General features: G+C 63.6%; 15 protein-coding genes. 12 read left to right on the top strand and 3 right to left on the bottom strand.

What is annotated here, in order from left to right; all coding sequences use genetic code 11:
* Nucleotides 1-76 precede the first annotated feature (76 nt).
* Complete coding sequence (gene pgi, locus GGR90_RS09405; RefSeq protein WP_167921173.1) at nt 77-1,582, top strand: glucose-6-phosphate isomerase; 1,506 nt, start codon at nt 77-79, stop codon at nt 1,580-1,582.
* Between the two features lie 121 nt (nt 1,583-1,703).
* Nucleotides 1,704-3,050, top strand: coding sequence for a glutathione-disulfide reductase (gene gor / locus GGR90_RS09400; RefSeq protein ID WP_167921172.1), 1,347 nt, complete (start codon nt 1,704-1,706; stop codon nt 3,048-3,050).
* Nucleotides 3,051-3,165: 115 nt separating this feature from the next.
* Here gor and GGR90_RS09395 read toward each other — a convergent pair whose 3' ends face one another.
* Nucleotides 3,166-4,575 carry a helix-turn-helix domain-containing protein gene (locus GGR90_RS09395; protein ID WP_167921171.1) on the bottom strand — a complete coding sequence of 470 codons (1,410 nt, stop codon included), beginning with the start codon at nt 4,573-4,575 and terminating at the stop codon, nt 3,166-3,168.
* A 110-nt stretch (nt 4,576-4,685) separates the two neighbouring features.
* Between GGR90_RS09395 and GGR90_RS09390 the strand changes: the two genes are divergently transcribed.
* From GGR90_RS09390 to GGR90_RS09355, 8 genes are all read left to right on the top strand, one after another.
* A complete protein-coding gene (locus GGR90_RS09390) occupies nt 4,686-6,218 on the top strand; it encodes an acyl-CoA carboxylase subunit beta (RefSeq protein ID WP_167921170.1) in 1,533 nt (510 codons plus the stop codon).
* Nucleotides 6,199-6,501, top strand: coding sequence for a hypothetical protein (locus GGR90_RS09385; protein WP_167921169.1), 303 nt, complete (start codon nt 6,199-6,201; stop codon nt 6,499-6,501). Before GGR90_RS09390 ends, GGR90_RS09385 begins: the two co-directional genes overlap by 20 nt.
* A 1-nt stretch (nt 6,502) precedes the next feature.
* A complete protein-coding gene (gene mce / locus GGR90_RS09380) occupies nt 6,503-6,943 on the top strand; it encodes a methylmalonyl-CoA epimerase (protein ID WP_167921168.1) in 441 nt (146 codons plus the stop codon).
* 143 nt (nt 6,944-7,086) lie between these two features.
* Nucleotides 7,087-9,234: a methylmalonyl-CoA mutase gene (gene scpA / locus GGR90_RS09375; RefSeq protein WP_167921167.1), complete on the top strand. Its 2,148-nt coding sequence runs from the start codon at nt 7,087-7,089 to the stop codon at nt 9,232-9,234.
* Nucleotides 9,231-10,232 (top strand): biotin synthase BioB, encoded by a 1,002-nt coding sequence (gene bioB / locus GGR90_RS09370; protein WP_167921166.1) that lies wholly within the window; start codon nt 9,231-9,233, stop codon nt 10,230-10,232. Before scpA ends, bioB begins: the two co-directional genes overlap by 4 nt.
* On the top strand, nt 10,229-10,438 hold the full coding sequence (locus GGR90_RS09365; protein ID WP_167921165.1) for a hypothetical protein: 210 nt from the start codon (nt 10,229-10,231) through the stop codon (nt 10,436-10,438). Before bioB ends, GGR90_RS09365 begins: the two co-directional genes overlap by 4 nt.
* Nucleotides 10,438-12,444 (top strand): acetyl-CoA carboxylase biotin carboxylase subunit, encoded by a 2,007-nt coding sequence (locus tag GGR90_RS09360; protein WP_167921164.1) that lies wholly within the window; start codon nt 10,438-10,440, stop codon nt 12,442-12,444. The genes GGR90_RS09365 and GGR90_RS09360 overlap by 1 nt, the downstream gene beginning before the upstream one ends.
* Before the next feature lie 107 nt (nt 12,445-12,551).
* The gene (locus GGR90_RS09355) at nt 12,552-12,923 is read left to right on the top strand and encodes a tRNA-binding protein (protein WP_167921163.1); all 372 of its coding nucleotides are present in this window, start codon (nt 12,552-12,554) and stop codon (nt 12,921-12,923) included.
* Between the two features lie 185 nt (nt 12,924-13,108).
* Here the strand turns inward: GGR90_RS09355 and GGR90_RS09350 are convergent, their stop codons facing one another.
* Nucleotides 13,109-13,876, bottom strand: a complete 768-nt coding sequence (locus tag GGR90_RS09350; protein WP_167921162.1) for a cyclase family protein — start codon at nt 13,874-13,876, stop codon at nt 13,109-13,111.
* Nucleotides 13,877-13,979: 103 nt separating this feature from the next.
* On the opposite strand from GGR90_RS09350, the gene GGR90_RS09345 reads away from it, so the two are divergent.
* Both GGR90_RS09345 and alr read left to right on the top strand, forming a co-directional pair.
* Nucleotides 13,980-15,605 (top strand): MFS transporter, encoded by a 1,626-nt coding sequence (locus tag GGR90_RS09345; RefSeq protein ID WP_167921161.1) that lies wholly within the window; start codon nt 13,980-13,982, stop codon nt 15,603-15,605.
* Between the two features lie 44 nt (nt 15,606-15,649).
* A complete protein-coding gene (alr, locus tag GGR90_RS09340) occupies nt 15,650-16,705 on the top strand; it encodes an alanine racemase (protein WP_167921160.1) in 1,056 nt (351 codons plus the stop codon).
* A 92-nt stretch (nt 16,706-16,797) separates the two neighbouring features.
* On the opposite strand, the gene GGR90_RS09335 is transcribed toward alr, so the two are convergent.
* Nucleotides 16,798-19,899: a TonB-dependent receptor domain-containing protein gene (locus GGR90_RS09335; RefSeq protein WP_167921159.1), complete on the bottom strand. Its 3,102-nt coding sequence runs from the start codon at nt 19,897-19,899 to the stop codon at nt 16,798-16,800.
* Between the last annotated feature and the right edge of the window lie 23 nt (nt 19,900-19,922).

The following is a 19,922-nucleotide window of genomic DNA, read 5'->3' as shown; positions in this document are numbered from 1 at the left end:
GATGCCCATCGGCGTGACGCCACGCTTCGGGTATCTCGACTTCGCTCGACACGAACGGAAAACCAAGGAAGATTCAATGACGAGCGCATCAGAAGCCTGGCAGGCCCTTTCCGACTGGCAGCCGCAGAAACTGACCGACCTGATCGCTGCCGATCCCGAAGCCCGCTTGCAGGCGCTGGTGCGCAGCGTCGCCGATATCCGTTTCGATTTCGCCAAGACGCATCTCGACACTTCGGCGATCGCGATCCTCTCCAACCTCGCCGAAGCACAGGATTTCGCGGGTCGGCGCAAGACGCTCTTCTCGGGCGGCATCGCCAACCCGACCGAAGACCGCGCCGCCGAGCATAGCGCCGAGCGCGGCGACGGCGCGCCGGAATCGGTCCATGTCGCGCAGGCGCTGCATCAGCGGATGCGGATGATGATCGACGCGATCGAAGCGGGCGCGTTCGGCGAGATCCGACATCTGCTCCACATCGGCATCGGCGGATCGGCGCTCGGACCCGATCTGCTCGTCGACGCGCTCGGTCGCCACAGCGAACGCTATGATGTCGCGGTGGTGTCGAACGTCGATGGCGCCGCGCTCGACGAGGTCTTCGCCAAATTCAGCCCCGAGCATACGCTCGTGGCGGTCGCCTCAAAGACTTTCACGACGACCGAGACCTTGCTCAACGCCAATTCGGCGCTGCAATGGCTCGACGAGGCGGGAGTCGAGGATCCGGTCGGCCGCTTCATCGCGCTGACCGCCAAGCCCGAGCGCGCGATGGAATGGGGTATCGACGAAACGCGCATCCTGCCGTTCAGCGAAACCGTCGGCGGGCGTTATTCGCTCTGGTCGTCGATCGGCCTTCCCGCCGCGCTCGCGCTTGGCTGGGACGCCTTCGCCGACCTGCTCGAAGGCGCGGCCGAAATGGACCGGCACTTCCGCTTGGCGGACGGCGCCGACAATATCTGCCTGCTCGCCGCCTTCGCCGATCAGATATACGCCAACCGTCTCGGCTGTCAGACGCGCGCGGTCTTCGCCTATGACGAACGGCTGCGCCTGCTTCCCGACTATCTGCAACAGCTCGAAATGGAATCGAACGGCAAGTCGGTGACCGTCACCGGCGAGGCTCTGACGCAGCAGACCGCGCCGATCACCTGGGGCGGCGTCGGCACCGACGCGCAGCATGCGGTGTTCCAGCTGCTTCATCAGGGCACGCACCTGACCCCGGTCGAGTTCGTCGTCGTGCGCGAACCCGACCACCTGCTCGACGAGGCGCATCACGAAACACTCGTCGCCAATTGCATCGCGCAGGGCGCCGCGCTGATGACGGGCCGCGCAAGCGAGGACGGCGCGCGGGGCTATCCGGGGAACCGCCCCTCGACGACGATCCTGCTCGATCAGGTCACGCCGCGCGGCCTCGGCGCGCTGATCGCTTTCTACGAGCATCGCGTCTTCGCCAATGCCGTGCTGCTCGGCATCAACCCGTTCGACCAGTTCGGGGTCGAGCTGGGCAAGGAAATGGCGAAGGGCCTCGCCGAAGGCACGGTCGCGTTCGACGCGGCGACGCAGGCGCTGATGCAGGCGGCGCTCGGCGACTGAGCGCCCTGTAGCTGAAACTGCGCCGCTGAGCCTGAACGCAAATTTCGATTGGCAAGCCGCGCCGGTGTAACCACATAGGCGCCGGGCGCGAATGCCCGCCTGTCCAATTCAGGGGTTATCCATGAGCGATTTCGACTATGATCTCTTCGTCATCGGCGCCGGTTCGGGCGGCGTCCGCGCCTCGCGCATCGCAGCGTCGCACGGCGCGCGTGTCGCCGTAGCAGAAGAGTATCGGGTCGGCGGCACCTGCGTCATCCGCGGCTGCGTGCCCAAGAAATTGCTCGTTTACGGCGCGCATTTCGCCGAGGATATCCACGACGCGCGCAAGTTCGGCTGGGACGTGCCCGACTGCAAGTTCGACTGGCCGGTGCTGCGCGACAATGTGCTGGCCGAGGTCGACCGGCTCGAAGGCCTCTATGGCCAGACGCTCGACAACCACAAGGTCACCGTGCTCAAGACGCGCGCGACCGTCGTCGGCCCGCAGAAAGTGCGCCTCGCCGACGGGACCGAAGTCACCGCCGAGCGCATCCTGATCGCCACCGGCGGCTGGCCGCACGTCCCCGAGTTCCCGGGCAGCGAACATGCGATCACCTCGAACGAGGTCTTTCACCTCGAAACGCTACCGAAGCGCATCGTCATCGCGGGCGGCGGCTATATCGCCAATGAATTCGCGGGCATCTTTAACGAATTCGGGAGCAAGGTGACGATCGTCAACCGCGGCGACACGATCCTGCGCGGCTATGACGAGCAGATCCGCGACCGGCTGCTCCAGATTTCGATGACCAAGGGCATCGATTTCAAGTTCAACGCGCCCTTCCAGTCGATCGAGAAGAAGGATGACGGAACGCTCACCGTCCATCTCGAGGGTTGCGATGCGATCGAGGCCGACGCCGTGCTGATGGCGACCGGGCGCACCCCGAACACCAAGGGCCTGGGGCTCGAAGAGGCCGGGGTCGAGCTCGACGACAAGGGCGCGATCAAGGTCGACGAGCGGAATCAGTCATCGGCGCCGAGCATCTTCGCGGTCGGCGACGTCACAGACCGGATCCAGCTGACTCCGGTGGCGATCCGCGAGGGGCAGGCGTTTGCCGACTCCGTGTTCGGCGACAAGCCGACGCTCGTCGATTATGCGAATGTTCCGAGCGCGGTGTTCAGCCATCCGCCGATCGGCGCGGTCGGGATGACCGAGGCCGAGGCCCGCAACAAGCTCGGCTCGATCCGCGTCTATACTAGCGATTTTCGCGCGATGAAGAATGTCCTCGCGGGCCGTAACGAGCGCGCGCTCTACAAGATGATCGTCAACGCCGCGACCGATCAGGTCGTGGGACTGCACATGATCGGACCCGACGCACCCGAGATCCTTCAGGCGGCGGCGGTCGCGGTGAAGGCGGGGCTGACCAAGGCCGATTTCGATGCGACGGTCGCGCTGCACCCGAGCATGGCCGAGGAACTCGTGCTGCTGAAGTAGCCTAAACCAAAATAGGATTCCGTTCGCATCGAGCGAAGTCGAGATGCCCTTCCGCTTGGCGCTACGCTGCGGGTGTCTCGACGTTGCTCGACACGAGCGGGTTTAGAGGTTCGAATTATCCGATTCGATACGGCACCACATCGCGCCGGTCGGGATCGACCAATATAGGCCGGTCGCTCGGCGGGAAGGCGCGCTGGTCGCAGTCGTCGCGCGGACAGATGCGGCACGACAGGCCGATGCGGGTAGCGGCTTGCGGCGCGGCGACATCGACGCCGTCGGCATAAACGAAATCACCGGCATATTGCGCCTCGCAGCCGAGCGCGACGGCGTAGCGGCGCGGGCTTCGCGCATAGCTTCCCGACGGCTTCACCAGCCCCTTCGCCATCGACACATAGCGCAGTCCGTCGGGGGTTTCGGCAAGCTGGAACAGGATGCGGTCGGGGATCGCCGCGGCCTCGTGGACGATCCACAACGGGCAGGCGCCACCGAAGCGAGCGAATTGCAGCCGCGTCGCGCTGTGCCGCTTGGTGATATTACCCGCCATGTCGACGCGGCAGAAGAACATCGGAATGCCGCGCGCGCCGGGCCGCTGGAGGGTCGAGAGGCGGTGGCACGCCTGCTCGAAGCTGACCCCATATTGCATCCGCAGCCGGTCGATGTCGTGGCGAACCGCGCGCGCGCTGGCGCGGAAGGGGGCGTAGGGCATCAGCACCGCGCCCGCGGCATAATTGGCGAGGCCGACATGGAGCAGCTGGCGCGCCGCCGGGGTGCGCAACGGCGATGCTTCGACGACCGCCGCGATCTCTCCCGCGAGCGCGAGTGCGGCGAGCTGGTGCGCAAGCTGGAAGCGCCGGCTTTCGGCGGGCTGCGACGGATCGATCACCAGATGGCGCATCGTTGCGTCGAAATCGCGCAGCGCCTGCGTCTGGCTATAGACGATTGAAATGCCGAGCGCATCGCGCAGCCGCCGTTCGATCGTCTCGATCGCGGGCGAGGGCTCCTTGCCGCGCAATTGCCCGGCGAGCGCTTCCGCCGCGCGATCGATGCTGTCGACATAATTGCCGGCGTCGTGAAACCAGTCGCGCACCTCTTCCCACGGCAGGCGGCTGCCTTCGGCGGTGCCGCCGGTCAGCGCCTCGTCGATGATCTGCAGCCGCTGCCCCGCGCGGCGATAGGCGGCATGGAGCGCGACGAACTGGTCGGCGAGCTGCGGTTGCTGGAGCGCGGCGCGTTCGAGCTGCTCGGGGGGCAGCGGCGACGCCGCGAAGAGCGGGTCGGCCGCGGCTTCGCGCAGCGCGCCGGCGCGGCGGTCGCCCGCCTCGGCGGCGACTTCCTCCCATTCGAGCGGGAACAGGCGCTGCAGACGGTCGAGCAGCGCGGGGGTAAGCGGGCGGTCGTCATGTTCGATCTGGCTGAGATAGGAGGTGGAGATACCGAGATGCGCGGCGAACTCGGCCTGCTTGATGGCGCGGTCGGTCCGGAGTTGCTTGAGCCGGTTGCCGGCGAAGATGCGTTGGCGGGACATCGCCGATATCTTTAATTTGCAAATTCATACTTTGCAATTTTGCAAATTCACATTTGCATCGCGGCGCGAGCGAAGGCAGACGGCAGCTTCCAGATCAACCGGAGAGCCTTATGTCCGCCAATATCGCCGAAATGGAACGCCGCCGCGCCGCCGCCGCGCTGGGGGGCGGGCAGAAGCGCATCGACGCGCAGCATGCCAAAGGCAAGCTGACCGCGCGCGAACGGCTCGACGTGCTGCTCGACGAAGGCTCGTTCGAGGAACTCGACACCTATGTCGAACATGATTGCGTCGATTTTGGGATGGAGAAGCAGAAGATCCCCGGCGACGGTGTCGTCACCGGATCGGGGACGATCAACGGCCGCCTCGTCTATGTCTTCAGCCAGGATTTCACCGTGTTCGGCGGCTCGCTGTCGAAGCGCCATGCCGAGAAGATCTGCAAGGTGATGGAAAATGCGATGAAGGTCGGGGCGCCGGTCATCGGCCTCAACGACAGCGGCGGCGCGCGCATTCAGGAGGGTGTCGCCAGCCTTGGCGGCTATGCCGACGTGTTCCAGCGCAATGTGCTGGCGAGCGGCGTGGTGCCGCAGATCAGCCTGATCATGGGGCCGTGCGCGGGCGGTGCCGTCTATTCTCCTGCGATGACCGACTTTATTTTCATGGTGAAAGATAGCTCGTACATGTTCGTTACGGGCCCCGACGTCGTGAAAACGGTGACGAACGAAGTGGTGACGCAGGAGGAACTTGGCGGCGCGATCACCCACACGACGAAAAGCTCGGTCGCCGATCTGGCATTCGAGAATGACATTGAGGCGCTGCTCGCGGCGCGCGATTTCTTCGACTATTTGCCCGAAAACAACCGCAGCGGCGTTCCGGTTCGCCCGACGAGCGATCCCTATGATCGCGCCGATATGAGCCTCGACACGCTGATCCCGCCCAACGCGAACCAGCCCTATGACATGCACGAGTTGATCCGCAAAACGGTCGACGAAGGCGATTTCTTCGAGGTCCAGCCGGCGCACGCGGGCAATATCATCTGCGGCTTCGGGCGCATCGAGGGGCGGACGATCGGCATCGTCGCGAACCAGCCGCTGGTGCTCGCGGGCGTGCTCGACATCAACTCGTCGAAGAAGGCGGCGCGCTTCGTGCGCTTCTGCGACGCGTTCGAAATCCCGATCATCACCTTCGTCGACGTCCCGGGCTTCCTGCCCGGCACCGCGCAGGAATATAACGGCATCATCAAGCATGGCGCGAAACTGCTCTTCGCTTACGCCGAGGCGACGGTGCCCAAAATCACGGTGATCACGCGCAAGGCCTATGGCGGCGCATACGACGTGATGGCGTCGAAGCACCTCCGCGGCGACCTCAACTATGCTTGGCCGACCGCCGAGATCGCGGTGATGGGCGCGAAGGGTGCGGTCGAGATCATCTTCAGGAGCGACATCGGCGACCCGGAGAAGATCGCGCAGCGGACGAAGGAATATGAGGACCGATTTGCCAACCCGTTCGTGGCAGCGTCGCGGGGGTATATCGACGAGGTAATCCACCCGCATAATACGCGGAAACGGATCGCGCTGGGGCTAAGGAAGCTGCGGAACAAGCAGCTGGAGAATCCGTGGAAAAAGCATGACAATATTCCACTATAAGTTGCTCGGCTTTTTGCTGATCGTGGGTCTCCTCGGGTTTAATTCTCTCCGCTATTGGCGGCGTCGCCAAGAGTTGCGATTGGCTCTGGCGCAGGGCGAAGGGCTTGCACGGGACGGATGGCTAACGACAGCCGACGAACCGGGTTATCGAGATCTATATAATGACCTGCAGCGAGAGGCTTTCGCCGATTTTGGGAGCCGAATTTTTCACAGTATTGGATTGGCCGTGAGTTGGGGGCTTCTGACCCTCGTGGCCGACAACTGGCATGAATGGGGTTTGTAGGATGAAACTAGGCCGCCTCAACCACATCGGCGTCGCCACGCCGTCGATCGCCGACAGCATCGTCTTTTATCGCGACGTCATGGGCGCGACGAAAATCCACGATCCTTTCGACCTGCCCGAACAGGGCGTGAAAGTGTGCTTCGTCGATACGCCCGGTGCCGACGGCGCGCTTACGGGCACGCAGATTGAGCTGGTCGAGCCGCTGCCCGGCAACACCTCGATCGCGGGGTTTCTCGAGAAGAACCCCGCAGGAGGGCAGCATCACATGTGCTACGAAGTTCCCGATATCCACGCCGCCAAGGCCGATTTCGAGGCGATGGGCAAGCGCGTGCTCGGCGAACCCCGCATCGGAGCGCATGGGACGCTGATTTTCTTCCTCCACCCCAAGGATATGGGCGGGGTGCTGACCGAGATTATGGAGACGCCGAAGGCGGCGCACTAACCTTTATCCCTTCGTCATGCTGAACTTGTTTCAGCATCCATGGCCGGACCTCGCCATCAGCGCGGTGCAGACCGAGAAGGCAGGCCATGGACCCTGAAACAAGTTCAGGGTGACGAGTAAAGAAAACGAGATTGAGACTGCATATGACCGACAAGCCGACCATCGACCAATGGACCGCCGCCGCCGACAAGGAAGTGAAGGGCAAGGACCTGACCTGGCACACGCCCGAGGGGATCGCGGTCAAGCCGCTCTACACCGCCGAGGATGTCGCGACCGACCCGGGCCTCCCCGGTTTCGCGCCCTTCACCCGCGGCGTGCGCGCGTCGATGTACGCAGGGCGGCCGTGGACGATCCGGCAGTACGCTGGCTTTTCGACCGCCGAGGAATCGAACGCTTTCTATCGCCGCAACCTTGCAGCGGGTCAAAAGGGCCTGAGCGTCGCCTTCGACCTCGCCACCCATCGCGGTTATGACAGCGACCATCCGCGCGTCGTCGGCGACGTCGGCAAGGCAGGCGTCGCGATCGACAGCGTCGAGGATATGAAGATCCTGTTCGACGGCATCCCGCTCGACCAGATGTCGGTTTCGATGACGATGAACGGCGCGGTGATCCCGATCCTCGCCTTCTTCATCGTTGCGGGCGAGGAGCAGGGGGTCGACCGCAAGCTGCTCGACGGGACGATCCAGAACGACATCCTCAAGGAGTTCATGGTCCGCAACACCTATATCTACCCGCCCGAACCGAGCATGCGGATCATCTCGGATATCTTCGGCTACACGAGCCGCGAGATGCCCAAGTTCAACAGCATCTCGATCTCCGGCTATCATATGCAGGAAGCCGGCGCGACGCAGGTGCAGGAGCTGGCGTTCACCATCGCCGACGGCGCCGAATATGTGCGCTATGGCGTCGCGTCGGGCCTCGACATCGACAAGTTCGCGGGGCGCCTGTCCTTCTTTTTCGCGATCGGCATGAACTTCTTCATGGAGATCGCGAAGCTCCGCGCCGCGCGCGTGCTGTGGCACCGCGTGATGACCAACCTCGGCGCCAAGGACGAGCGGTCGAAGATGCTGCGCACCCATTGTCAGACGTCGGGCGTGTCGCTGACCGAGCAGGACCCGTACAACAATGTCATGCGCACGACGATCGAGGCGATGGCCGCGATGCTCGGCGGCACGCAGAGCCTGCACACCAACGCGCTCGACGAGGCGATCGCGCTGCCGACCGACTTCTCGGCGCGCATCGCGCGCAACACCCAGATTGTCATCCAAGAAGAAACCGGGATGACCAAGGTCGTCGATCCGCTCGGCGGCTCCTATTATGTCGAGGCGCTGACGCAGGAACTCGTCGACAAGGCGTGGGAGATCATCGAGCGCGTCGAGAAGGAAGGCGGCATGGCGAAGGCTGTGGCGGCTGGCTGGCCCAAGGCGATGATCGAGACCGCCGCCGCGGCGCGGCAGGCGCGCGTCGACCGCGGCGACGATGTCATCGTCGGGGTGAACAAATATCGCAGACAAGATGAGGATCTTCTCGAAACGCTCGAGGTCGACAATGCCAAGGTGCGCGAGGGTCAGATCGCACGGATCAACCGCATCAAGGCGAGCCGCGACGAGGCGGCATGCGCCGCCGCGCTCAAGGCGCTGCGCGACGGCGCGGCGGGGCGTTCGAGCATCGAGAACAACCTGCTCGCGCTCGCTGTCGATGCCGCGCGCGCCCGCGCGACGCTCGGCGAGATTTCGTCGGCGATGGAGGAAAGCTTCGAGCGTTACGGCACCCAGCCGACCCCGGTGAAGGGCGTCTATGCCGCACCCTATGAAGGCGACGATCGCTGGCAGCAGGTGCTCGACGGCGTAAAGGCGGTCGAACGCCGCATGGGGCGTAAACCCAAACTGCTGGTCGCCAAAATGGGGCAGGACGGACATGATCGCGGGGCGAATGTCATCGCCTCGGCCTTCGGCGACATGGGCTTCGATGTCGTGTCGGGGCCGCTGTTCCAGACCCCCGAGGAAACGGTCGTGCTCGCGCTCGACAGCGGCGTCGACGTCGTCGGCGCGTCGAGCCTCGCCGCGGGGCACAAGACGCTGATCCCCGAACTGATCGGTAAATTGAAGGAGGCGGGGCGCGGCGACATCAAGGTGATCGCGGGCGGGGTCATCCCGCCGCAGGACTATCAATATCTCCGCGACGCGGGGGTGCAGGGCATCTATGGCCCCGGCTCCAACGTCGTCGAATGCGCGGCCGATGTGCTGCGCCTTCTCGGCCACAACATGCCCCCTTTGGAGGATGCTGCATGATCACCGACACCCGCACCGACTGGACGCGCGAAGAAATCGCCGAACTGTTCGACCTGCCGTTCGACGAACTGATGTGGGAGGCGCAGGGCGTCCATCGCCGCCATCATGCACGCGGCGAGGTCCAGCTTTGCACCTTGCTCAGTATCAAGACCGGCGGCTGCGTCGAGGATTGCGGCTATTGCTCGCAGTCGAAAAGCGCCGACAGCGGATTGAAGGCGACCAAGCTGATGGACGTCCGCGCGGTGTTGCAGGCGGCGGCGCAGGCGAAGGATTCGGGATCGAAGCGTTTCTGCATGGGCGCCGCCTGGCGCAACCCCAAGGAGCGCGACATGCCCGCGATCGTCGAGATGATCGAGGGCGTGCGCCAGATGGGCATGGAAACCTGCATGACGCTGGGGATGCTGACGAAGGAACAGGCGCAGACGCTGGCGGTCGCGGGGCTCGATTATTACAACCACAACATCGACACGAGCCCTGAGAATTACGAAAATATCATCTCCACCCGCACCTTTCAGGACCGGCTCGACACGCTCGATGAAGTCCGGGGTGCCGGGATCAACGTCTGCTCGGGCGGGATCGTCGGGCTGGGCGAGACCCGCACCGACCGCGTCGGCTTCATTCATGCGCTCGCGACCCTCGAACGCCATCCCGAAAGCGTGCCGGTCAACGCATTGGTGCCGGTGAAGGGCACCGTCCTTGGCGACATGCTGGCGGACACACCGCTCGCGAAAATCGACGATATCGAATTCGTCCGCACCATCGCGGTCGCGCGCATTACGATGCCGAAATCGATGGTGCGCCTGTCGGCAGGCCGCGAGAGCATGTCGGAAGCGACGCAGGCGCTCTGCTTCATGGCGGGCGCGAACAGCATCTTCACCGGCGACAAACTGCTCACCACCGGCAACCGCGGCGACAATGCCGACGCGGCGCTGTTCGCGAAGCTGGGGCTGCGCCCGATGGAGAGTGAGGAACCGATGCGGATGGAGGCGGCGGAGTGAAATTGTTCGACGTTCTCGCCAACATCGTCGCGGGATTCGCGGTGTGGGTCGTGCTGACGGGAATAGTCTATTTTTTCGTAAGTTGGGGCAGCGATGAGGCGCCGGGCAAGGTTTCTTTCTGGCCTTGGAAAGCTGCAATAATTGCCGTTTCGGTGCTGAGTTTCTCGCTCTACGCCAGACGTTATTGGAAGAAGCTGGATCACTGATGTTCAAAAAAATCCTGATCGCCAATCGCGGCGAAATCGCCTGCCGCGTCATCAAGACCGCGCGCCGCATGGGGATCGCGACCGTCGCCGTCTATTCGGACGCCGACGCGCGCGCGCCCTTTGTCCAGATGGCCGACGAGGCGGTGCATATCGGGCCGTCGCCAGCATCCGAATCCTATCTGATCGCCGACAAGATCATCGCGGCGTGCAAGGCGACCGGCGCCGAGGCGGTGCATCCGGGTTATGGCTTCCTGTCCGAGCGCACCAGCTTCGCCGAGGCGCTCGCCAAGGAAAATATCGCCTTCATCGGCCCGCCGGTGAACGCGATCGCCGCGATGGGCGACAAGATTGAATCGAAGAAGCTCGCGAAGGAAGCTGGCGTCAACGTCGTCCCCGGCTTCGTCGGCGAAATCGAAGATACCGAACATGCCGTGCGCATCTCGAACGAGATCGGCTATCCGGTGATGATGAAAGCGTCGGCTGGCGGCGGCGGCAAGGGCATGCGTCTTGCCTATGACGAAAAGGACGTGCGCGAAGGCTTCGAGGCGACCAAGCGCGAAGGGCTCAACAGCTTCGGTGACGACCGCGTCTTCATCGAGAAATTCATCCTCAACCCGCGCCACATCGAAATCCAGATCCTCGGCGACCAGCACGGCAATGTCCTCTACCTCAACGAGCGCGAATGCAGCATCCAGCGCCGCCATCAGAAGGTGGTCGAAGAGGCACCGTCGCCCTTCGTCACCGAAAAGATGCGCAAGGCCATGGGCGAGCAGTGCGTCGCGCTGTCCAAGGCGGTCGGATATTATAGCGCGGGCACGGTCGAATTGATCGTGTCGGGCGCCGACCCGACGGGCGAGAGCTTCTACTTCCTCGAAATGAACACGCGGCTGCAGGTCGAGCATCCGGTGACCGAAGCGATCACCGGCATCGACCTCGTCGAGCAGATGATCCGCGTCGCCGCGGGCGAGAAGCTCGAGATGACGCAGGACGACATCAAGATCGACGGCTGGGCGATCGAGAACCGCGTCTATGCCGAAGATCCGTATCGCGGTTTCCTGCCTTCGACCGGGCGCCTCGTGCGCTACCGCACCCCCGTGCCGGCATGGGAAGGCGACGAGCGCGGCGTCGACGGCGTGCGGGTCGATGCGGGGGTCGAGGAGGGCGGCGAGGTGTCGATCTTCTACGACCCGATGATCGCCAAGCTGGTGACTTGGGGCGAAACGCGTGACGAAGCCGCCGACCTGCAGATCGCGGCGCTCGACCGCTTCGAAATTGAAGGCCTCGGCCACAATATCGATTTCGTGTCGGCTATCATGCAGCACCCGCGTTTCCGTTCAGGCGAACTGACGACGGGCTTCATCGCCGAGGAATATCCCGAGGGCTTCCACGGCGCCGAGACCGGCGATCATATCGTCCGCGCGCTCGCGGCGATCGCGGGCTTCATGGCGAGCGCCGAGACCGACCGCGCGCGCCGCACCGACGGCCAGCTCGGCGATCGGCTCGAACCCCCGGCCAAATGGCAGGTGTCGATCGACGGCACTCCGCATAAGGTCAAGATCGGCGAGAAGCATATCAAGGTCGAGGGCGACCGGATCGACATCGCGCTCGAATATACGCCGGGCGATCGGCTGGTGGTGGCCGAGATCGACGAGACAGAACTCGCGGTGAAGGTCGCGAAGACGCGCACCGGCTGGCGCATGACGACGCGCGGACGCATCCATGACGTGCGCGTGCTGCCGTGGCATATCGCGCCGCTCACTCAGCATATGATCGAAAAGATTCCGCCCGACCTCTCGAAATTCCTCATCTGCCCGATGCCGGGCCTGCTCGTCGCGCTGCACGTCGGCGAAGGCGACAAGGTCGAGGCGGGCCAGCCGCTCGCGACGGTCGAGGCGATGAAGATGGAGAATATCCTGCGCGCCGAGAAAACGGGCGTGGTGAAGACCGTCAACGCGGCGCAGGGCGACAGCCTCGCGGTCGATGCGGTGATCCTCGAAATGGAATGATCCTCAAAATCCGTTCGTGCCGAGCTTGTCGAAGCACCGTCCTTCCTTCTACTGCACCGAAGAAAGCACGGCCCTTCGACAGGCTCAGGGCGAACGGAGTTTGTTGAATGCACCTCAATCACGACAACGACGCGCCCGCCGCCGCCCCGATCACCTTCGACGATTTCCTCCGCGTCGACATCCGCATCGGCACGATCGTCGAGGCCGAGCCCTTTCCCGAAGCACGCAAGCCCGCGTTCAAGCTGAAGATCGACTTCGGCCCCGCGATCGGCGTGAAGAAGAGCAGCGCGCAGATCGTCGACCGCTATGCCATCGAGGACCTCGCGGGCCGACAGGTCGCCGCGGTCGTCAATTTCCCGCCGCGCCAGATCGGCAAATTCATGTCCGAGGTGCTGACGCTGGGTTTCGCCGATGAGGAGGGTGCGGTGATCCTGTTCGCACCCGATCGCGCAGTGCCGAACGGCTCGCGATTGTTCTAGCGGAGTATGACCGTTTTGGGGTGGGGAGCGGACGTTCCTATCCACCCTCGTCATTCCCGCGAAAGCGGGAACCCAGTCTGGGATCAGCCTACGCACGCTCTGGGTCCCCGCTTGCGCGGGGATGACGAAGTAGAAGGTGGGCGACGGCTGGTTTCCGATCGAAAACCGCCACTCGATCGCTCAGCTCAATCGCCCACCAGCGCCACCGCCCTGATCCACCCGGCGCTCGCGCGCTCGATCTTCACCGGGAAGCAGCTGAAGGTGAAGCCCTTCGCCGGGATCGCCGCGAGGTTGGTCAGCTTCTCGATCTGGTAATAGGGCCGGATCCTCCCCGCCTTGTGCCCCTCCCAGATGATCGACGGATCGCGCGTTTCGGCCCAGCGCTTCGCGGTGTGACTGAACGGCGCGTCCCAGCTCCACGCGTCGGTCCCGACGACCTGCACGCCGCGTTCCGTCAGGTAGAGCGTCGCCTCGGCGCCCATGCCGCAGCCCTGATCGGTGAAGTTTTCGGTGCCGTAAATCGCGCCCGACTGGACCAGCACGATGTCGAGCGGCTGGAGATCGTGGCCGATGCGCGCGAGCTCGGCTTCGACCTCGGCGCCGCTCACCACATGGCCGTGCGGGCGATCCGAAAAGTCGAGCTTCACCCCGGGACAAAAGAAGAGGTCGAGCGGCGCTTCGTCGATCGACGGGGCGGGCGAGGCGCCGCTGTCGGTGGTCGAATGATAGTGCCACGGCGCGTCCATATGGGTGCCGTTGTGCGTGCTGAGCGACAGCATCTCGACCGCCCAGCCTTCACCGTCGGGCAGATCCTCGCGCGTCAGCCCCGGGAAGAACATCGCGATCTGCTCCCATGTATTCTCATGGGTCATATAGGTGATGTTGGGGCGCATCACCGGCGGGTCGGACACGACGTCGTTGGTGATCGGGATCGATAGGTCGATGAATTGCATCGCGGCATCCTGCCACCGGAATGACGCTACGCCAAGAAGGCTTGCGCGCCGTTCGCCGACCGCTAGAGATGGCGACAAGCCCGATAGGGGCAGGGGAGAGACTATGACCGACGCAGCCGCCGTCGCCGACCATGGCGCGGTCTATCAGCCGAGCGCGAAAGACATTCGCATGGTCATCGCCGCCTCGTCGGCGGGCACGGTGTTCGAATGGTATGATTTCTTCATCTACGGCACGCTCGCGGCGATCATCGGCAAGGCATTTTTTCCCAGCGACAATGCGACGCTTGAAATCCTGCTTGTCTGGGCGGGGTTCGCGGTCGGTTTCGGTTTCCGGCCCCTCGGGGCGGTGCTGTTCGGCTTTCTCGGCGACCGGCTGGGGCGCAAATATACCTTCCTCGTCACCGTCACGCTGATGGGAATCGCGACCGCGGGGGTCGGCATGATCCCGTCGGCGGCGAGCATCGGCATTGCCGCGCCGATCATCGTCATTCTGCTCCGCGTGCTGCAGGGCCTCGCGCTTGGCGGCGAATATGGCGGCGCCGCCATCTATGTCGCCGAACATTCGCCGCCCGGGAAGCGCGGCTTCTATACCAGTTTCATCCAGGCGAGCGTCGTCGGCGGTTTCGTGCTCAGCCTGATCGTCGTGCTCGGGTGCAAGGCGCTGATGCCCGACGCGGTGTGGGAAAGCTGGGGCTGGCGCGTGCCTTTCCTGCTGTCGCTGATCCTGCTCGCCATTTCGCTGTGGATGCGCCTCAAACTCTCCGAGAGCCCGGTGTTCCAGGCGATGAAGGCCGAGGGCGAACTGGCGAAGAACCCGCTCAAGGAAAGCTTTACTTATCCCGGCAATCGGCGCCGCATCTTCATCGCGCTGTTCGGCATCGCGGCGGGCCTGACGGTGATCTGGTACACCGCGATGTTCTCGGGCCTGTCGTTCCTCAAAGGACCGATGAAGGTCGAGGACACCGCCGCCGAGATCATCGTCGGCCTGGCCGCGGCGGTCGGCATGGTCTTCTTTATCTGGGCGGGGCGCCTGTCCGACCGGATCGGCCGCAAGAAACCGATCGTCTGGGGCTATGGCGTGACATTGGTGCTGCTCTTCCCGTTCTTCTGGTGGATGGGCAGCGTCGGCAATCCCGCGTTGACCGCTGCGGCCGAACGGGCGCCGATCGTCGTCCAAGGATCGAAATGCAGCTTCGATCCTTTCGCGCAGAAGCAGGAGACCGCGTGCGGCAAGACGCTTGGCGAGCTCACCAAGCTTGGGGTGCCCTATCAGGTCTTCAACGTCCCCGCAGGTTTTGACAGCGTCATTGTAACGGTCGGCGGCCGCGAAGTCGCTGGTGAAGATCCGGCGGTTCTCAAACCCGCGCTCGAAGCAATGGGCTACAGCTTCGAAAAGCAAATACCGAGCATGGGAAGCATCGCCGTGATCTTCCTCGCGCTGCTCGGCCTCAGCGCGCTATCGGGTTTCACCTATGGCCCGGTCGCCGCGCTGCTGTCCGAAATGTTCCCGCCGCACGTCCGCTATTCTTCGCTGTCGATCCCCTATCACCTCGGCACCGGCTATTTCGGGGGATTCCTGCCGCTGATCGCAAGCTTCATCATCGCAAAGACCGGCAACGCCTATGCCGGGCTCTGGTATACCTGGGGCGTCGTCCTCGTCGCTTTCCTCGTTACCGCGTTCATGCTGAAGGATCCGGTCGAAGGGCAATGGGACAAGCCCGCCGTCTGATCACCCCATTGGCGGGGCCAGCCAAGCCGTATAGGGGCAGGGGAATGATCGCCATTCCGTCGCCGCTCCGTCTTCGCCTGTCTTCCGAGGCCCTCGTCGCCAACTGGCGCTGGCTGGCCAAGCAGAGCGGCTCGGCGGCGTGCGGCGCGGCGATCAAGGCCGACGCCTATGGTCTCGGCGCGCGCGAGGTGATGCGGCACCTGGCCGCTGCGGGGTGCCGCGACTTTTTCGTCGCGACCTGGGCCGAAGCCGCCGCGCTGATGCCCTTGCCGCGGGGGGTATCACTCTCGGTCCTCCACGGCGTCGGCGCGAGCGACATGGTCGCCGCGCGCACGCTTGCCGCGCGGCCCGTGCTCAGCAGCCTCGTGCAGATCGCGCGCTGGCGCGATGCGGGCGAGGGGCGCCCGTGCGATGTGATGATCGATACCGGGATGAACCGCCTCGGGCTTCATGTCGAGGAAGCGACCGGCGGCGCTCTCGATGGCCTGACCGTCGAAACCCTGCTCAGTCATCTCGCCTCGGCCGACGAGGACAGCGAACAAAATGCGCGCCAACTGGCGGCGTTCCGCGACATCCGGCGGGCGATCCCCGCCCGGCGTTACAGTCTGGCGAACAGCGCAGGCATCTGCCTCGGCGCCGATTATGCGTTCGATCTGACCCGCCCGGGCATCGCGCTCTATGGCGGGACGCCGCGGAGCGAAGCCGAGGGACATATCCGGCAGGTCGCCTTTCCAGAGGCGCGCGTGTTGCAGGTGCGGGAGGTGCGGCATGGCGAAACGGTCGGTTACGGCGCGACCTGGACCGCGCCGCGCGACAGCCGGATCGCGATCGCGAACCTGGGCTATGCCGACGGCTATCTGCGCTGCCATTCCGGATCGGGTCGCGCCACTTGGGAAGCAGGCTCGCTACCGCTGATCGGCCGCGTGTCGATGGACCTGACCGCTTTCGACGCCAGCGATGTCGGCGGACTTGAGGAAGGCGACTGGCTCGCGCTCGGCTATGACCTGCCCTCGACTTCGGCGCGCAGCGGCTTGTCGCAATATGAACTGCTGACGGGGCTGGGTGCGCGGTTTGAGCGCCGTTGGGCTCGCCCCGATTAGATCAAGCCGCCGGTTCGCAAGAGCGATCGCCCGACAGAAAAAGGCCCCCCCGATATGATCGGGGAGGCCTTCTTCGCAGATTCATATCATTATCAGAATTTCACGGTCGCTCCCGCACGCACGTAGCGCCCGAGAAGACCACGGAAATAGGTGATCGTGCCGCCCGACGCCGGATAGGGGTAGGGGGGCTGTTTGTCGAAGACGTTGTCGACGTTCAGCTGGAGCTCGAACCGTTCATCGACGTCGAAGCGGACGCCCATATTGACGAAGATCACGCTGGGGATGTCGTTAAGACCATCGGGATAGAAATCTTCCGCGGCCTGCGGATCGATCTGTGCCTTGCCGATGTACGACAATTGCGTGAACAAATTGAAGGTCGGTTCAGAGTAATTGAGCGTCAGCACACCCTTATGCTTCGAATAGCCGATGCTGCCATCGGTTTGCGATTTCGCCGAGTTGGCGTCGGCGCGGGTGCTGAGTTCATCCAGATACTGATACGAAAGATTGACCCCGATCTGGGAGTCGGTCGAGATGAAGTCGGTCGGTACGCGATAGTCGATCGACGCCAGATAACCCTTGTAGCGAAGCTGGGCCGAGTTGAAGTAGCCCGTTTCGATGAAGCTGATCTGACCGTCGTCTGCAGAACCGTCGCCGTCGAACGCATCGCGCGTGATACGATCGCAGAACTCATTGGCCGGGAAATCCGCCGAATCATAGCAGTTTGCTACAACCTGACTGCCCGACAATTCGCTGATCACATCCTTCAGCTTGATGTCGACATAGTCGACGCTCGCGCGGAAACGCGGGATGAATGAGGGTTCGAGAACGACGCCGACGGTCCAACTGTCCGCCTTTTCATTATTCAGCGACGGATTGCCCGCGATGGCTTGGGTGAACGAACGACTGTCCGACAATGAGCTGAAATTCGCGGGCAGGCCGATCGCGGCGCAGTTGGCCGCGCGCGTTGCCGGATCAGGTCCGTTGTCGAGGTTCGATTGGTCGCACGGATCGGTGGCGAAGCCGAAGAAGTCGCTCGACGGGTTGAACGCCTCGGTAATGGCGGGCGCACGGATCGAGCGCGTGAAGTTGCCGCGGATCGTGATGTCCGAGATCGGCTTCACACGGCCGCCTACGGTCCAGGTGAAGTCGCCGCCCGCGATCGAATGATCGACCCAGCGGCCAGCCGCCTGGAGCTCGAGCAGATTGATGAACGCGCCCGTCGACGGGCTGATCAGTTCGGCACGGAGTTCGCCCGAGAGTTCGTCGGTGTTGAACTTGCCAATCACCGGCTGAATCGGGACCGAGCGGCCATAGGACGCATAGGTGCCGTCGTCCTGAAGTTCGCCGCGGAAAAAGGCGCCGGGGTCGAAATCTTGCGTTTCTTCGCGATGTTCATAGCCAACCGCGATCGAAAGATCGCCGCCAGGCAATGCGAACAACGGCCCCGAAAGCAATGCGCTGAACACCTTTTGCTTGTTCAGCGATACCGGACGCGCGATTGCGGAGATATAGTCCAGTGCTTCCTGCGATACGCGCCCCGTGCCGAACAGGTTCAGCGGCGCGCAAGTGCTGTTGACGGTCTGGATCGAGGCATTCGTATGGCCCGGACGGCACACGATGTTGCCATTGCCGTCAAGGACGGCATCGACCGCATTCTCGAAATTCTGCTGCACCAGTTCGCGCGACGTGCCCGAAGTTTTCGACCGGCCGTAATTGCCGACGACTTCCCAGTTCCAGGTGCCGGCGAGTGCGTCGAACGATCCGTCGAGACCGGCGACAAAGCGCATGACTTCGACCTCACCGGTCGAATTGCCGGTCGCGAGGTCGGTGTTGGCCCGGCCGAGATAGAAATAATCCTGGGTCACGCCCAGGAAATTCTGGTCCGAAAACGGGTTATTGTTGATCGAATCGATGATAGCGGCGCGCGCTGCCGTCGACAAAAACGGGTTATCGACGCTGACGATGATATTGCCATCGGGGGTTCCCGCGGCGTCGAACAGGGCCGAATTATACACGGGCTGGTCGCGCAGGTTGCGGCCCTTGCTGTTCGAATACCAAGCCTCGCCGAAAAAGCGGATCGAATCCGACAGTTCATACTTTGTCGTGATGATCCCGCTGTAACGGCGCGTTTCCGAAAGCAGATTCGACGTCGGGACGAGGCTGAAACCATTGCCACCGGCAAAATCGATGCCAAATGAACCCGGGCGACCGGCGTAGGTGCCGAAATCAATAGGGATCAAGTTTCCGTTTTCGTCGAATTTCAATTGGTCGCCGGCTCCGTTCGTCACCGCGCCATTGAATCCCGCAGGCAGGCCGAACAGTGGCCCCTGAGAGTCCGGAAAGTTGAAGTCGAGGCCAAAGTCGGCGAGGCCGACGATCGGCGAGCCGGTTTCCGAGATCGCGGGCAGGCGGCGATCGGCATAAAGTTCCTGCGTGAAGCCGCTCGTCGGATCGCTTGCGTCGCGGAAGAAAAGGCCGCTGGCGAACGCCGGACGATCAACGCCCGTCAGTCCCTCGCCCTTGTTATATTCGGCCGAGACGGTCACGTTGCCGCGACCGTCGCCGAAATTATAACCCGCGAGCGCGCGGAAGCGATAGTTGGCGGCGTCGCCACGCGTGGTCAGGCCGTATTGGCCGTCAAGCTCGAAACCTTCATAATCCTGCTTGAGGACGACGTTGATCGTACCGGAAATCGCGTCCGAACCATAGATCGGGGCGCCGCCGACGACGATCGTCTCGACCCGTTCGACCAGCTTTGTCGGGATGACGTTGAGATCGACCTGACTGCCCGCACCGGTCGGGCCGAAGATCGAGGCCGTATTCGAACCGACGAAGCGGCGGCCGTTGACGAGCGTGAGCGTGCGCTGCGATCCGAGACCCAGGAAGTTGACGAAGCTCTGCCCTTGGCCAAAGCCCGACTGACCGCCGACGGGCGACGAGCCCGGGACACCGAAGGATGGCTGCTCGTTAAGCGCCTGACCAAGCGTTTCGAACCCGCGGGCTTCGATATCCTCCGACGACACGACGACCGAAGGCTCGACGGTGTCGAAATTGGCGCGGGCAATTCGCGATCCCGTCACGATGATGGCATCGCCGTCGTTGGCGGGTGTCGATGCCTCATCGGTGTCACAGACCCCATTATTGTCGGTATCGGCGCATGGCGGCGTGTCCTGCGCCAGCACGGGCTGGCTCACGGATATGGCTACTGCAAAGGCAG

It is taken from the genome of Sphingopyxis italica (assembly GCF_011926545.1).
Lineage (GTDB): Bacteria > Pseudomonadota > Alphaproteobacteria > Sphingomonadales > Sphingomonadaceae > Sphingopyxis > Sphingopyxis italica.
This window is presented reverse-complemented; position numbering and strand designations above follow the sequence as displayed.

Bases quoted from the DNA above. Each gene is read 5' to 3' on its own strand.
- pgi (WP_167921173.1), top strand. From the start codon at position 77: ATGACGAGCGCATCAGAAGCCTGGCAGGCCCTTTCCGACTGGCAGCCG.
- gor (WP_167921172.1), top strand. From the start codon at position 1,704: ATGAGCGATTTCGACTATGATCTCTTCGTCATCGGCGCCGGTTCGGGC.
- GGR90_RS09395 (WP_167921171.1), bottom strand. From the start codon at position 4,575: ATGTCCCGCCAACGCATCTTCGCCGGCAACCGGCTCAAGCAACTCCGG.
- GGR90_RS09390 (WP_167921170.1), top strand. From the start codon at position 4,686: ATGTCCGCCAATATCGCCGAAATGGAACGCCGCCGCGCCGCCGCCGCG.
- GGR90_RS09385 (WP_167921169.1), top strand. From the start codon at position 6,199: ATGACAATATTCCACTATAAGTTGCTCGGCTTTTTGCTGATCGTGGGT.
- mce (WP_167921168.1), top strand. From the start codon at position 6,503: ATGAAACTAGGCCGCCTCAACCACATCGGCGTCGCCACGCCGTCGATC.
- scpA (WP_167921167.1), top strand. From the start codon at position 7,087: ATGACCGACAAGCCGACCATCGACCAATGGACCGCCGCCGCCGACAAG.
- bioB (WP_167921166.1), top strand. From the start codon at position 9,231: ATGATCACCGACACCCGCACCGACTGGACGCGCGAAGAAATCGCCGAA.
- GGR90_RS09360 (WP_167921164.1), top strand. From the start codon at position 10,438: ATGTTCAAAAAAATCCTGATCGCCAATCGCGGCGAAATCGCCTGCCGC.
- GGR90_RS09355 (WP_167921163.1), top strand. From the start codon at position 12,552: ATGCACCTCAATCACGACAACGACGCGCCCGCCGCCGCCCCGATCACC.
- GGR90_RS09350 (WP_167921162.1), bottom strand. From the start codon at position 13,876: ATGCAATTCATCGACCTATCGATCCCGATCACCAACGACGTCGTGTCC.
- GGR90_RS09345 (WP_167921161.1), top strand. From the start codon at position 13,980: ATGACCGACGCAGCCGCCGTCGCCGACCATGGCGCGGTCTATCAGCCG.
- alr (WP_167921160.1), top strand. From the start codon at position 15,650: ATGATCGCCATTCCGTCGCCGCTCCGTCTTCGCCTGTCTTCCGAGGCC.